Origin of the sequence: Microcoleus sp. S13_B4 (assembly GCF_036700885.1) — a bacterium.
In the GTDB taxonomy this organism is placed as follows: domain Bacteria; phylum Cyanobacteriota; class Cyanobacteriia; order Cyanobacteriales; family Microcoleaceae; genus Microcoleus.
Window position 1 is genome coordinate 1 of sequence record NZ_JAUBPU010000052.1, and the last position, 14,146, is coordinate 14,146.

Here is a 14,146-nt window from a genome sequence, read left to right on the forward strand (position 1 = left end):
TGGTCGCCCTGAACACGACTCGCGAACCGCAGCCCACCCGCACCCCATGTGACAGTCGGGGTGCGGAATGTGGGTTAAAACACTAAAGCTCAAACGTGTTTCGATTCATCCGCAGGCGATGGAGCCCAAGCAGCTTGGCGACCTAGTTGCTGTTGCCGAATTCGCTCCAAATTCCCCGCAGGAATAGCAGCTATAAGTTGTCGCGTGTAAGCTTGCTGCGGTTGGCGGTAAATGCGCTCGGCAGTGCCAATTTCTTCGATTTTACCTTTGTTCATGACGATCGCGCGATCGCTCATAAACTTGACCACGCTCAAATCGTGAGAAATAAAAATATAAGTCAGTCCAAACTCTGTTTGCAACTCCTTCAGCAAATTTAAAACTTGCGCCTGCACCGACACATCTAATGCCGAAACAGACTCATCGCAAATAATAAACTTAGGATTCAAAGCCAAAGCTCTAGCAATACAAATTCGCTGTCTCTGTCCACCCGAAAACTCGTGAGGGTAGCGCCGCATAAAATCGGGATTTAAACCCACTCTCTCCAACAAATAAGCCCCGCGATCGCGCTGTTCTTTCTGGTTCTTACCAAAGCGGTGAATCACCATCGGTTCCATCACCGCATCCCCAACATTTAGGCGCGGATCGAGAGAACTAAAAGGGTCTTGAAAAATAATTTGCAGATCGCGCCGCAGCCACCGCAATTTGCGATCGTACTCTTTTTTCAGCCGATAATTAGCCATCCACTGCGATGCCGAGCTACTTTTCGCAGGAGGCGTAATTTCTTGACCTTCAAAAAACACTTTACCGCTGGCCACGGGAATTAATTGCAGCAAAGCTCTCGCCAAAGTTGATTTGCCGCAGCCAGACTCGCCCACCAAACCCAAAGTCTCGCCCGGGTAAACCTCAAAAGAAATATCGTTTACCGCCATAAACAAGCGTTTAGTTTCGCCAAACATTCCCTGCACCGGAAAACCGACGCGCAAGTTATTAACAGCTAGCAAAGGGCCGGAAATATGCGGCAGCCGAGGCGGTTTTCCTGTTGCAAAAGCGGGATTTCCCCCGCTGCTGTCGCCATCTAAATCGGCATTTTTCTCGACAATTACTAATTCGCCGCTAGCATTTGTGGTGACATCCATAAAATCGGAAACTGTCGGTAAGCGGCGCAGTTGCCGATCGAGAGTTGGGCGGCAAGCTAACAGACCTTTTGTGTAAGGATGTTGGGGATTGCTGAAAATTTGTTCGATCGCACCGCACTCAACAATCTTGCCTCGGTACATCACCGCCACGGTATCGCCAATTTCAGCAATGACGCCCAAATCGTGGGTAATAAAAATCATTGCCATGCCTCTAGAGTCCCGCAACTCGCGCAGCAAAGCTAAGATAGTTGCCTGCACGGTTACGTCTAAGGCTGTTGTCGGTTCGTCAGCAATTAATAAAGTTGGATTGCAAGAAATGGCCATTGCAATCATCACGCGCTGAATTTGGCCGCCTGAGAGTTCGTGGGGGTAGCGATCGAGCATAGCTTGTTTTTGGCCGTTAACGAGCTGCATCAAATCGCGATCGTCCTCCCCACCTGCTTCTTGCTGCAAAGCCAAACACCGCTGCCTGATCTCATCGTCGCCCGGTAGCAGCTTCACCTCTTGCAGCAGAGAAGCAGCTTTGCGCCGCGCTTCTGTCTGCGACACCTTTTGGTGCAAACAAATGGCTTCTGTTAGTTGAAATCCGATCGTATAAACAGGATTCAGCGAACTCATCGGCTCTTGAAAAATCGTCGCAATCTGGCTGCCCCGGTATGTTTGTTTTTCCCTGTCCGGCATTTCCAGCAGATTCACAGGCCCATTGCTAGCGCCGTCTTTTGTCGAATAAAACCAAATTTCGCCATCGATTTTCGTTGACGAACTCGCAAGCAAACCCATAACAGCGAGGGATGTTACCGATTTTCCCGACCCCGACTCTCCCACGATTCCCAGAGTTTGCCCTCGCTTGACCTCAAACGAAATGCCGTCAACCGCTTTGACGGTTGCAGACGCATCGCCTGCGTCCGCAGATTGAAATTGAACCCGCAGGTTGCGAACTTCTAGGACGGTTTCACTCATGGAGGTCTATGGCAGTTAAATGGAGGTTAAGTGGATTGTAGCAGGGCCTGTTGAAGGCAGAAGGCAGTACGAAGATTTTAAGATTGCTTTGCATAACAGATGGCGAAAGCTAACATTCCTCGCAACGCTTCGCCGTGGATGAGTTTTGAATTTTAAATGGTTTATAACTTAAAACTCAAAACTCAGAACTACTGGAGTGCCTTCTGCCTGCGAGTAATTTTCCTCAAAAACCGATGACTTGAGTGTCAGCAGGCAGTGTAGTGGCCTCGGAGACCTTTTTAAACACGGTTGCCTGCTCGTTTAAGGAATTAGGTCTAGCCTGTCCGGGATTGGTGCCTTGCAACTGAAGGCGCATTTGACCTTCGGGAGTCAATTCAAAAACAGTCTGAACGGTTTCTGTGCTGCTGAGGCCGACATCAAGGTGCATCGGTTTTTCACCGAGATTAACTTTGTACCTCATTTCTTTGGCGCGGGCGGCTCCGTCGGGGCCTTTAGCCATGAGAAACAATTTGCCTTCTGGGGCAAAGACGAAAGTGAAAGACTGACCGGAGGGGACTGTGCCTTGCCATTGGCCTAGGAGTTGCGTGTCGATGTTGCTGGCGGCCGGGGCTGCTGTTTCTGGGGCAATTGTTGGTGTTGCTGCGGATGCTGGGCTGAGTGAGGCGTTGAAGCTAATGAGGATGCCCAAGCAAAGGCTACCTGCGATCGCTTTACCAATCATTTTTGAATTAGACATGAGACCGATCTAAAAATTGGTTATTTGTTTTGTACACTGTAGCGGTAAAACCGTACTTTGTTTAGTTTAAATTTCTTTTAGGCATAGATATAAGTTGAGGTTCGCACCTGCAACGCCGTTGTCATCCCCGGACTAAAGCTTTTCCTGAGCTTGTTGAAGGGTCACGGGGCTTTCATTTTTTTTATTGTAAAATCTAATACAAATCCGGCTTAATCTGCACAGTTCGCTGTTCTGAGTTGATTGTTCTTAACTCAAAACAGCTAATTGACTATTGGGTTCGATCGCACAGATAGTTTGGCAAATCGATCGCATTAATAGTCTTTCATTAATTTTTTTCAGGATCGCGTTCTACTTGTTCTGTCGAAGATTCCGGCGCTGGTTCCTGTGGATTTTGCGATCGTTTCATGCGCTCCAATGCCTCTGCGTAAGACCAAGCCACGTTCACAAGAAAAGCTTTCGCCATGGCGGACAAATTTTGTGCATCCTCGCTTTCAGGCGCTTCAGCTTTTTGGTTGCCGTCGTTCATCATGTTTTTGTTTTCTCCCAGGCAGGTTTTTCTAGCGATTTTTTGCAGTCTGCGATCGATACCCACAAATTATGATTTTTCTTGCACCCGCACCCTACTTATCTTTGAGGATATGACCTTGATTACCACGAATAATATCATAAATACGCTGATTGGATGACCACATCAGAAAGAAACCTTAACTTCGCTGGTTGCCCGCAGCACTGACTCTTGCAGGAAAGTGCGCTTATAAGTTTCGATAATTTCATTAATAGCTTGATTTTTTTCACGACTACTTTCATAAATTAAAATAACTCTTTTAGAGTTTTCTCTAATCAGAATTCCCGATCTGTTGAGAAACTGCCCGGAGCCGTCTAATAGGGTTAGCCCTTCTCGAAAACAAGGGGTAATAACTGCCTTGACAAACTCCTGCCATTCGGATTCAGAAATTGTCTCACCTCCTGGTTTTGTTAAGCCAAAATACAGTTCATCTTTGAGGAGATTTGTTTGCTTGGCATTAGTATCTGAAGTTTCGGGAAGTTGAGTGCGGGCAAGTGTTGCCGGACAAACAGGATGAACAGCAGGTCGGTCAAGCAAAGACTGTTAAGATGTTTATTCATCTCACATCTTACACCATTCTCAAGAACGGGCTTTCCGGCCCGTTCCACAAAAGATAAATTTTCTTGTGGAACAGGCCGGAAAGCCTGTTCATAAAAGGCTAATTGAGAATGGTGCAACATATGAGTTCATAGGACTTCGTTTGAGTCTTGAGCGGTTTCAACCGCCGAGTTTTATCAACGGGGTTTGTCACCCAAATTTGATATAATTTAATATAAAGCGCTTCCAAGTCAAAAACCCAGTTTCACATGAGAAACCGGGTTTATGAGCGTCTGTCCTAGTTTATTTATGCTCGTCTACTTGATTGCGTCGGCTGTATTAAGTAGCTCAACCTATTTTAAACGTCAAACTTTTCAGGTGTTCAGAAACCCGCAAGGGCGAGCACTCTTGGCGGCGCCCCTAAAGCAATCAGGTTTCTCAGTGTTATATTTTTTTAGGTGGAGCTATTGATCCTTTAATTCGCGGATACTTCTCTTAGCAGTGTCTTGGTACATCTGCCCGAATTCTTTCACGGCTGCTCCTGCTTCTTGCCCAATCTTCTGAGCTCGTTCGCCGCGAGAGTCTGACGTTTCGCGAGCTTCTTGCCTCCATTCCCGCGTTGTTTGGGGTCTTTCAGAATTGTTTAGATCCGCTTTTGAGCTGGCTTGCGCGCCAAAACCTTTGTTACTGCTTCCCGAATCAACGTTTGTTGTCAGAAGCAGAAAACCGACTAGGACAACACTCAAAAAACTCTTGATTTGAAAGCCCTTAAGCAGGGAACTGATGCGAGCAATGGCTGTGGAAATCAAATTCATCTGGATAATACTCCCTAAGTTGATTGGTGATAATTTTCAACATTTTTTTATCTAATTGACTCGCTCCAAAACCAGCAGCTAATGCGAGGTAAAGCCAACTTAGCTTTAACTTCCGATTAACCACCTAAATAGAGTTATAGGTTAGCGATAAAATCTGGTAAACACGCAACCTCTGTGTCAGCCAATTAGCTTTTTCACACATGAATATCACCTTAACAGCCCCATAATACTTCTACCTCTAACTAAAGTCATAAGTTAGTTATAAGCAAAAAAAATATTTTTCAGCACAGGGTTAGACAATTTTTAATCAATCATGCTATGCAGGGCAAATTCTTATTGCAAGCGATCGCCCGTTTTCACGTCAAACCAGTGCAGCAACTGAGGCGGAAAAACCAGCTCTACAATTTCCGAATTCCAGTGGCGGTCATTTGGCAGCAAAGCCCGCACCGTTACTGGCTCCAAACCTTTAACTCGGACGCTAACTAAATTTTGCATTCCCAAGTTTTCCACTAAATAAACCTCACCTTTAATGGCGTCTGGGCCCGGCATATTGCCGGCCTCTGCATCTGCAAAGCCGACGTGTTCGGGGCGAATTCCTAACACAATTTCTGGCGGCACAGTCGGCATATTTGGGAGTGGAACTCGAAAATCCCCCAACTGAGCAAAATTTCCCTGGCATTTAAGCACTAGCAAATTCATTTGCGGGCTACCCACAAAACCCGCTACAAACTGATTTGCAGGACGGGTATAAATTAAGTGTGGCGGGTCTAACTGCTGCACGCTGCCGCTGTTGAGAACTGCGACTTTTGTAGAAAGCGTCATTGCTTCGGTTTGGTCGTGAGTTACATACACCACAGGAGCTTTTTGGGAGGAAAATAATTGTTTGAGTTCTGCCCTAACTTTTTCCCGTAATAATGCGTCGAGATTGCTCAAAGGTTCGTCGAGCAAAAATACTTCCGGTTGGCGCACTAATGCGCGGCCGAGGGCGACTCGCTGCCGCTGTCCACCTGATAGTTTTCCTGGTTTGCGATCGATTAATTCCGTCAATCCTAGGGATGTTGCAACTTCTGTCACTAATCGGTTGATTTCGCCGGAGGGGATTTTGCGAAGTTTGAGGCTCGACGCCATATTCTCGTATACTGTCATGTGCGGATACAGGGCGTAACTTTGAAAAACCATTGCAATATCCCGATCGCCCGGTCTGAGATAAGTGACATTACGATCGCCAATTCTAATCTCGCCTCTAGTCGGCTGTTCCAACCCTGCAATTAACCGCAGTGTCGTAGATTTGCCACACCCCGACGGCCCCAGCAATGTCAGAAATTCGCCCTCGCTGACATCTAAGCTAATGTCTTTTACGGGAACTACTTTAGGGCTGTAGGTTTTATTGAGGTTTTTTAGTTGCAATTTTGCCATGATTTTTAAAGTGTTGACTGTTGACTGTTGACTGTTGGCTGTTGACTGTTGACTGTTGACTGTGTTGTTTGACTCGTTCCCAGCCAGAGCCTAGGAACCAGTTCAATCTAAAATCTAAAATCTAAAATCTAAAATCGATTTATCCTTTTACCGCCCCCGCAGTTAAACCTTGAACGATGCGCCGCTGAAACACCAAAACCAGCAAAACCAAGGGTAAAGTTCCCAAAACGGTAGCTGCGGCGATCGGGCCGTAAGGAATCTCAAATACTGACACCCCGCTGAGTTGAGCAGTGGCGACGGGGATTGTCTTTAGAGATTCGCGAGTCATAAATGTTAGTGCAAATATAAACTCGTTCCAAGCTGAAATAAACGTCAAAATTCCCGTTGTGACTAACGCGGGAAATGTCATCGGTAGCACGATTTGCCACAGCATTTGAAAAGTGTTGTATCCGTCAACTTTAGCCGCATCTTCCAAATCTTTTGGCAACTGTTGAAAGAAACTCCGCATCACCAAAATTGTCAGCGGCAAATTGATCGCGGTGTAAGGAATAATTAATGCTAAATAATTATTGCCTAAATCTAAAGCTTTGACAATTTCCAGCAGTCCCAAAAATAGCAGAACTGCCGGAAATAGCGTTACAATCGTCACAGTTGCCAGGATGATTCTCTCGCCCCACAGCCGCAACCTGGCTAAAGCGTAGGCTGCGGGAGCGCCTACTGCTAAACACAGCAATGTTGAAGTAATGGAAACAAAAGCGCTATTTAAAATGTAAAGTGCAAACGGGCGGCGCTGGAACAGCGACAGGTAATGCTCGAAAGTAACTCGGTGGGGAATGTAGACGTTTGGAATCGCCGAAATATCCGCATTTACCTTGAAAGAAGTTAGTACCTGCCAGAGGATGGGTGCGAGAAAATATGCGACGATTAATATCGCCGAGATTGGCAAGATTAATTGCCGGATGTTAAAGGTTTTTTTGGTAGGTTGTTCGCGGGCGATCGACATAATTTATACCAATGAAAGGAACGTGCAACTGTTGGGAATCCAAAATTTAAAATATAAAATCTTGTTATTTTCCTCCGGCTGCATTGACGCGGGCTCTCGATAACAGGTAAGCGGCGATCGCAACTGCTGCCACTAACAGCAAAAAAGTACACACCACCAACGCCGCCCCGTACCCAAAGTCTAAATACCTCATTACCGTGCTGTAAATGTAGATAGAAACCGTCTCCGTTGCCCCCGCCGGCCCCCCTCCCGTCATCACCTGAATCAAGTCAAAAATGCCGAAAGATTGGGCAAATCGAAACAGCAAAGCAATCACAATTTGGGGCATCAGCAGAGGCACGGTAACTTGACGGAAACTCTGCCAGCTACTCGCGCCGTCAATCGCGTGGGCTTCGTACAAATCACCGGGAATTGATTGCAATCCCGCTAGCAAAAGCAAGCTGACAAAAGGCGTAGTTTTCCACACATCTGCTGTAATTACTGCCATCATTGCCAAAGTCGGATCTCCCAACCAGCTAATGCTATTTTGAATCAATCCCAAACGCCTCAAAATGTCGTTAATTACGCCGTATTGGTCGTTAAAAATCCACGCCCAAGCTACTCCCATCAATGCAGTGGGCAGCGCCCAAGGTAGCAGGGAAATTGTCCGCACGATGCCGCGCCCTGGGAAGGATTGATTTAAGACTAAGGCAATGCCCATACCGATAATTAATTCCAGCACAACAGAGGCGACTGTAAATACTGTGGTGTTGCCTAAAGTTTGCCAGAAACGCCCGTCACCTAACATTCGACTGTAGTTAGCAAAACCGGAAAAAACCAGTTTTAATTCTGTACCGAGGTTTTGGGTGAATAAACTCAGCCAAAAAGCGCGCAATATTGGGTAAGCAAATACTAGCAGCAGAATTATCAAAGCTGGTGCTACTAATATCCATCCGGTTTTTTGTTCGCGCTGTCGCATCTTGTCTACTTGCATATTTTTTAGCCCTAATTTATCTCTAATTTATGGTTCGTCGTAGTAAGGCCAATTTTCACAACTCTTACAACATCATTCGTAGGGTGCGTCGCTCGCTCGATTATCGATTTTTATTGATGGATTTTGAATGGCGACGCACCCTACGGCTTTAGTAGGGTACGTCGCTCGCTTGATTATCGATTTTTATTGATGGATTTTGAATGGCGACGCACCCTACGGTTGTCAACTGTCAACTGTTAACAGTCAACTGTCAACTGTTCAAGAAGCTTGGCGTTGTTTCAAACTGCCTAATAAATTGCGAGTTTCGCTAGCTGCTGCTTTCATTGCTTGTTCTGCACTCATTCTCCCGGTAAAAGCTGAACTCAAATAACGCTGCAAAATATCAGAAGCTTGAGCGTATTGTGCCAAGGGCGGGCGCAAAGCTGACCGTTCCACTACTTTTAGCAGTTGGGGGTAGTGGGGATATTGGGCGACTATTTCTTTGTTGGTAAATAGGGATTTGTAACTGGGAACTAAACCAGTTTCTAAAATAAATTTGCGCTGGGTTTCCTCGCTGGTAAGATACTGAATTGCTTTCCAGGCTTGTTCTGGATGTTTTGAGGTTTTGGCAATTCCCCAGCCCCAGCCGCCCAAGCAGGAACCGCCTGTTTTACCCGTACTGCTGAGCATTGGCTCGATCGCAATTTTGCCTCTAACATTCGATCCTTCGGCATTTGCCAGCTTCCAAACATACGGCCAGTTTCGCAAAAAAAGCGCTTTGCCGTTTTGAAACAAAAGCCGGGTTTCTTCTTCGCCGTAGGTGGTGACACCCGGAGGAGAAATGCCGGAGGCGATCGTATTTTTGAGAAATTCCACTGCTTTAATTGCCTCCGGTTTATCTAACCCAACTTCAAAAGTTTCAGGGTTAGCCCAAAAGCCGCCGAAACCCGAGAGTACCTCGACAAACATCGCAGAGACTCCCTCGTATTGTTTGCCTTGCCACAGATAACCCCAAGTTGCTTTTCCCTGTTTCTGCAAGTTTTGAGAGATTTTTACCATCTCTTCAAAGGTTTTCGGGGCGGGAATTCCCGCTTGTTCTAAAATGTCTTTGCGATAATAAAGCATTCCGGCATCCGAAGCGTGGGGAATTCGGTAAAGTTTGCCCCGATAACGCCCGCCTTCGACGTTACCTTGGATGAATTTGGACAGTTGTTCGGGGGGAATTTTGTCTGTCAAATCCCTTACCCAACCTGCGGCTGCAAATTTGGGAACCCAGACAATATCCATGTTGATGATGTCGTAGGGCGATTCGCCTAAAAGAAAGGCAGATGTGTAAAGATTTTCTATGAGGTTGCTGTCGAAAGGCCCTTCTATGAGGTTGATGCGAATGTCGGGGTTTTTCTGTTCAAATTCTCTGACAAAGGGTTTCCAGTTAACAAGGTCTTGACCTTGCATTAACATGGTGATCACGACTGGCTGTTGAGTCAGTGCCGGCAGGATAAATAAAAGTAAGACGGCGGCTAATGTGGCAGCGAATAAGGCTAAAAGACGGGGACGGTTCTGGCTTCGTTGCAGCAGGGAATGTATTTTTTGCATTTGCTTTTGAGAAATGGCGGTGCGATCGCCTTATTTCTCTCATAACTCGCTTTGTTTTGTTTCACTAAATTTAGGGAGTTTGTGCAATAAAAGTTTAAGTAAACTTTAGCTTACTTAATAATGGTCGAGTGAAGAGTCCAAATTTTGACTTAACCATCTAGAAGGGGAGTTAAGTCAACATCTGTCTACAGATAGATATTGAGAAGATTGTCTAACATAGCAATTGTCAATGGGCTGACATAAAGTAGGGACTGAGGCTTTGCCTAAGACCTGCACCGGATATCTGTAATTCACTCAACTAAAAACGGCTATACCAGTTTAAAAAAGTCTTTTTACAACCATTAATTTTATATCAATTATTAAACGTCGCAGAGTTTTGCGCCGGAATTAGGCTTGGTTTAAGTCCCTACAGATGGTCGCATCCAATCTATTCTATATTTATCCCTGCTTTAAAGAATGGCTATAACTTTTTTTGCTGGGCCGATCCACGAGCTATTTTGCTATAAAAACTCGGTTTCTAACTAAGTCCTAAATACAAAAAACACCGCTCCTAAAAACAGGAGAACGGTGTATAGGGGGTGTTATGGGTTGTTGTCTGGGATTAACCTTAACAAATCAGGCTCGGCTGAGGCTATGCCTTGTGATGGTTAAAAAATTGGCACAAACCTGCATTATCACCCATTGATCGATCGACCGCGAGCGATTAGCCCAACCATTCCACAACAGCATCCTGCTTGGTATTGGTGCGCCGTTCTGGGGTTTCGCGGTTGAATTTCAAGTGGATGGCGCGGTTTTGTTCGCCGTCTGCTGCTACTGCAAAAATCGGATAGTCGATTAAGCCGTCTTGGAAGGACATCTGGAAGCGGAAAGTGCCGTCAGCATTGAGTTTAATCGGCTGTCCGCCTACGTAGACGGTGGCGTCGGGCTCGGTGGCGCCGTAGACGATCAGTTCGGCATCAGCAACTAACCAGAACTGGCGGGGGCGCATCGGGGCGGCGAAGCCAACTCCCGACATACCGACACCGGACATACCGAAACCCGACATGGTGAGACCGGACATACCGACACCCGACATACCGACACCCGACATGGTGAGGCCGGACATACCGACACCCGACGCGGTGAGACCGGACATGGTAGGAGCAGCCCACATTCCGACGCCGGAGGGGAAGACGTAGGAACTGAGAGCTTGTTCGTGGATGCCGACTTGCTGGACGGAACCGGCGACGTGCTGCATGGAACCGAAGACAGAACCCGCTACGCGCAGGGATTCTGCCGATTCTGCCATGCCGAAGATTTGTTCGTAGATGGCGTTGCTGGTGCTGTAACCATTGCCATTGACTGCTGCTTGTGCGAGTTTCTTGGCCGGAGGAACCAGTTCCGCGAAGGTTTTGCCGTGCAATTCTTCTTCCCAGTCGAGGGTGATGAATTGATCTTCAATCCAGTCGCTGGGATAGACGGGAGGAACGCGAACTTGGGCCGATCGAGCTAATACCAGCCAGCGGCCATCTGCACAGCGGTAGCCGATGTCGATCGCGTAGTCTCGATCGCTCACGGGGATTGGCACATACCATTCTCGTGCCAGTTCGTCGCAGGGATATTCTTGAATACTGTGCGGGCTTTGGATGTCGAGGTTAACATCTGTAACGTCGTAGATCCGCAGGGCCAGTTGCTGTCCTCCTTGGCGACGCAATTCTTCTTTGCGATCGTTGGGAATGTCCCAGTAAGTGTAGGCCCATTCTGGGTCGCGGGGCATTAAAACCACCCGGCTTTCGCCGTAGCCGTTGGGCAAATCTGCTAAACCTTCATCTACAGACGACAAAGAACCGCCTGTTCTATCTTCTTGACCGAGTTCAAACTTTGCTGCTTCCACTGCTTCTTGTGCCTCTAGTTTGCGAGATGGGCTGTAGGAAAATTTGGTGCGTTGAATTTCTTGAATTGATGCCAGAAGTTGCGATTTCCGCATCCGGCTGTAGCGAGAGACTCCACATTCGCTAGCAACTCTGCGGAGTTGTCGCAAAGTCATCTCTTCTAATGGTGGGCGTTCTTTTGCCATGAGTTGGTTCTCCACTAATTTAGGATGGCGGGTTAGATTTTTCCTTTCAACACAAGTAAGTGTGTTGACTTTTTGAGTTAGAAACTCTTTTAAATCCACATATTATCGAGCTTCCAAATCTCTCCAACCTTTGAAGCCTGGCTTGTTTGTAGCTTGTCTTTTCCCCTATGCGATCGGGGGTTTGGACTTATTGGCTTCTGCGCGCACCGTCCGATCTAAATAAAGCTTTATCTGTCGATTCTTGATTGACAAGATCGATTTTGTGAGTGCGACCGGTGCTGCTAGCAACGCTGTGCTGGCAGCACGCGCGCTATTCGACTCCCAGGGCTGCTTAATCGAAGCATTTCTTTGGGATCGCTTTGTCATGACTTAATGTTGCAGACAAGTTGCGATCGGGTCAAGGGGTCTTTGCCCTGAATCCTGGGTACTTATACGCATTTTCGGGATTTTGGGGATCAATATGTCAGGGAATCTTGACAATTAAGCGCTGATGGGGATCGTCACGGCAACTATTGTCAAGATTCCCTGACATGAATTAGATGTGAGATTGAGTCGGCCGGGGCGGTACTATGGATAGAGGAGATTTAGTACAAAATTTGCTAGGCTGCCTGTTGGGCGATACTCTGGTGCAAGCTTCGTTAACGGGCGATCGCAACTACAAACCCACACTCTTGAACGCAAAAATGGTTTGACGCGCTACTTGCTACTTATACAGATAAGGTGGGCACTGCACACCCTACACCTAGAGCTTCTGCCTAAATCTTGTAAGATCTAAAATCTAAAATCTAAAATCTAAAATCGAATGACTCTAACGCTTTACAACAGCTTGACCCGTCGCGAATCACCTTTTGAACCCCTCGAACCAGGAAAGGTGCGGATGTACTGCTGCGGCGTTACGGTATACGATTACTGCCACGTTGGCCACGCCCGCGCTTACATTGTTTGGGACATGGTGCGGCGTTATCTGATGTGGCGAGGATACGATGTGCGCTACGTGCAGAATTTTACAGATATTGACGACAAAATTCTCGATCGCGCCCGCGAAACCAATTCCACAATGGAAGCCGTGGCGCAACGCTTCATCGATGAATATTTCGTAGATATGGACAAGCTGAATATTCTCAGGGCCGATGAATATCCCCGCGCCACGCATACAATGGACGGCATTAAACGGCTGATTCACGAATTAGAAAATAAAGGTTATGCCTATGCCTCCGGCGGCGACGTTTACTACAACGTGAGGCAGTTTGCCGATTACGGAAAACTTTCCGGCCGCAAGTTGGAAGAAATGCAAGCCGGGGCTAGCGGTAGATTGGAAACCGCAGAAATAGAAGCTCAAAAAAAGCAAGATTCCTCTGATTTTGCCCTGTGGAAAAGCGCTAAACCGGGAGAACCTGCTTGGGATTCATCTTGGGGAAAAGGTCGCCCCGGATGGCACATCGAATGTTCGGCTATGGTGCGCGATTGCTTGGGCGAAACTATTGACATTCACTGCGGCGGTTCCGATTTAACTTTTCCGCACCACGAAAACGAAATTGCTCAATCTGAAGCCGCGACAGGCAAGTCACTTGCTAATTATTGGATGCACAATGCTTTTGTGACTGTCAACGGCAAAAAGATGTCGAAATCTTTGCACAATTTTATTACAATTCGCGATTTGTTGGATGGAAATTGGTCGGGCGATACAGCTTTGGAAGGAAGCCAGAAGTCAAAAGCGGTGGAACCGATGGCGGTGAGGCTGTTTGTATTCATGGCGCAGTATCGCAGTCAAATTGATTTTACCGAAGAGGCGATCGCCTCCGCAAAAAATGGCTGGCATACTCTTGAAGAAAGCCTAGTTTTTGGTTCTGTGCACGGTCCCCAATTGGGCTGGGATTTAGATAAAATTCTGAAATTGCCCATAGTGGAGAGTGAGGCTGTACAGCAATTTAGAGCAGCAATGGATGATGATTTCAATACTCCTAATGCTTTAGCTGTTATGTTTGAATTGGCGAAGGAATTGCGGCGCGAAAGCAATATAATTGTACATGGGGGAAAAACGGAAATGCCTTCGGAAGTGTTGCAACAAAAGTGGCAGAATCTTGTTAAGTTAGCCCGAGTTTTAGGATTTAGCATAAGCTTCCCGCTAAGTGCGACTATCCGTCTCCCTCCCCCATCTTTTAGTCTTGAACTTGAAATCATTAGCGGATTAACTGATGAGGAGATTGAGGTGATGATTCAGCAGCGGAAAGATGCCCGGAAATCTAAGAATTTCGCTGAGGGCGATCGCATTCGCAACGAACTTAAGGATAATGGGATTACTTTGATCGATCAAAAGGATGGTACAACCATCTGGCATCGGGGTTGAAACTACATTCATAGTGTGCGGAGGCAG

Annotated in this window: 12 protein-coding genes; 2 read left to right on the forward strand and 10 right to left on the reverse strand. The window is 46.8% G+C overall.

The genetic code is table 11. The features are described 5' to 3' along the window. Positions 1-89: 89 nt before the first annotated feature. From QT994_RS21400 to QT994_RS21445, 10 genes are all read right to left on the reverse strand, one after another. On the reverse strand, positions 90-2,096 hold the full coding sequence (locus tag QT994_RS21400; protein WP_333177923.1) for an ABC transporter ATP-binding protein: 2,007 nt from the start codon (positions 2,094-2,096) through the stop codon (positions 90-92). 223 nt (positions 2,097-2,319) lie between these two features. Continuing rightward, the gene (locus tag QT994_RS21405) at positions 2,320-2,832 is read right to left on the reverse strand and encodes a hypothetical protein (protein ID WP_333046430.1); all 513 of its coding nucleotides are present in this window, start codon (positions 2,830-2,832) and stop codon (positions 2,320-2,322) included. Positions 2,833-3,157: 325 nt separating this feature from the next. Further along, on the reverse strand, positions 3,158-3,424 hold the full coding sequence (locus QT994_RS21410) for a hypothetical protein (protein WP_333177926.1): 267 nt from the start codon (positions 3,422-3,424) through the stop codon (positions 3,158-3,160). Between the two features lie 99 nt (positions 3,425-3,523). Further along, the gene (locus QT994_RS21415; RefSeq protein WP_333177928.1) at positions 3,524-3,934 is read right to left on the reverse strand and encodes a DUF3574 domain-containing protein; all 411 of its coding nucleotides are present in this window, start codon (positions 3,932-3,934) and stop codon (positions 3,524-3,526) included. 464 nt (positions 3,935-4,398) lie between these two features. Beyond that, on the reverse strand, positions 4,399-4,749 hold the full coding sequence (locus tag QT994_RS21420) for a hypothetical protein (RefSeq protein WP_333046425.1): 351 nt from the start codon (positions 4,747-4,749) through the stop codon (positions 4,399-4,401). A gap of 333 nt (positions 4,750-5,082) precedes the next feature. Continuing rightward, positions 5,083-6,165, reverse strand: coding sequence for an ABC transporter ATP-binding protein (locus tag QT994_RS21425; RefSeq protein ID WP_333177930.1), 1,083 nt, complete (start codon positions 6,163-6,165; stop codon positions 5,083-5,085). A gap of 139 nt (positions 6,166-6,304) precedes the next feature. Beyond that, positions 6,305-7,168, reverse strand: a complete 864-nt coding sequence (locus QT994_RS21430; RefSeq protein WP_333177933.1) for a carbohydrate ABC transporter permease — start codon at positions 7,166-7,168, stop codon at positions 6,305-6,307. Between the two features lie 64 nt (positions 7,169-7,232). Then, on the reverse strand, positions 7,233-8,141 hold the full coding sequence (locus QT994_RS21435; RefSeq protein WP_333177936.1) for a sugar ABC transporter permease: 909 nt from the start codon (positions 8,139-8,141) through the stop codon (positions 7,233-7,235). A gap of 258 nt (positions 8,142-8,399) precedes the next feature. Next, positions 8,400-9,716: an ABC transporter substrate-binding protein gene (locus QT994_RS21440; RefSeq protein ID WP_333177939.1), complete on the reverse strand. Its 1,317-nt coding sequence runs from the start codon at positions 9,714-9,716 to the stop codon at positions 8,400-8,402. A 703-nt stretch (positions 9,717-10,419) separates the two neighbouring features. Next, a complete protein-coding gene (locus QT994_RS21445) occupies positions 10,420-11,772 on the reverse strand; it encodes a DUF4912 domain-containing protein (RefSeq protein WP_333177941.1) in 1,353 nt (450 codons plus the stop codon). 569 nt (positions 11,773-12,341) lie between these two features. On the opposite strand from QT994_RS21445, the gene QT994_RS21450 reads away from it, so the two are divergent. Continuing rightward, a complete protein-coding gene (locus QT994_RS21450) occupies positions 12,342-12,464 on the forward strand; it encodes a hypothetical protein (RefSeq protein ID WP_333177943.1) in 123 nt (40 codons plus the stop codon). 110 nt (positions 12,465-12,574) lie between these two features. After that, entirely contained in the window at positions 12,575-14,119 is a 1,545-nt protein-coding gene (gene cysS, locus QT994_RS21455) for a cysteine--tRNA ligase (RefSeq protein ID WP_333177946.1), read from the forward strand. The last annotated feature ends 27 nt before the right edge of the window (positions 14,120-14,146 follow it).

Excerpts from the sequence above, each read along its gene's own strand:
- QT994_RS21440 (WP_333177939.1), bottom strand. The coding sequence starts at position 9,716 with ATGCAAAAAATACATTCCCTGCTGCAACGAAGCCAGAACCGTCCCCGT.
- QT994_RS21435 (WP_333177936.1), bottom strand. The coding sequence starts at position 8,141 with ATGCAAGTAGACAAGATGCGACAGCGCGAACAAAAAACCGGATGGATA.
- QT994_RS21450 (WP_333177943.1), top strand. The coding sequence starts at position 12,342 with ATGGATAGAGGAGATTTAGTACAAAATTTGCTAGGCTGCCTGTTGGGC.
- QT994_RS21425 (WP_333177930.1), bottom strand. The coding sequence starts at position 6,165 with ATGGCAAAATTGCAACTAAAAAACCTCAATAAAACCTACAGCCCTAAA.
- QT994_RS21430 (WP_333177933.1), bottom strand. The coding sequence starts at position 7,168 with ATGTCGATCGCCCGCGAACAACCTACCAAAAAAACCTTTAACATCCGG.
- QT994_RS21445 (WP_333177941.1), bottom strand. The coding sequence starts at position 11,772 with ATGGCAAAAGAACGCCCACCATTAGAAGAGATGACTTTGCGACAACTC.
- cysS (WP_333177946.1), top strand. The coding sequence starts at position 12,575 with ATGACTCTAACGCTTTACAACAGCTTGACCCGTCGCGAATCACCTTTT.
- QT994_RS21400 (WP_333177923.1), bottom strand. The coding sequence starts at position 2,096 with ATGAGTGAAACCGTCCTAGAAGTTCGCAACCTGCGGGTTCAATTTCAA.
- QT994_RS21405 (WP_333046430.1), bottom strand. The coding sequence starts at position 2,832 with ATGTCTAATTCAAAAATGATTGGTAAAGCGATCGCAGGTAGCCTTTGC.
- QT994_RS21420 (WP_333046425.1), bottom strand. The coding sequence starts at position 4,749 with ATGAATTTGATTTCCACAGCCATTGCTCGCATCAGTTCCCTGCTTAAG.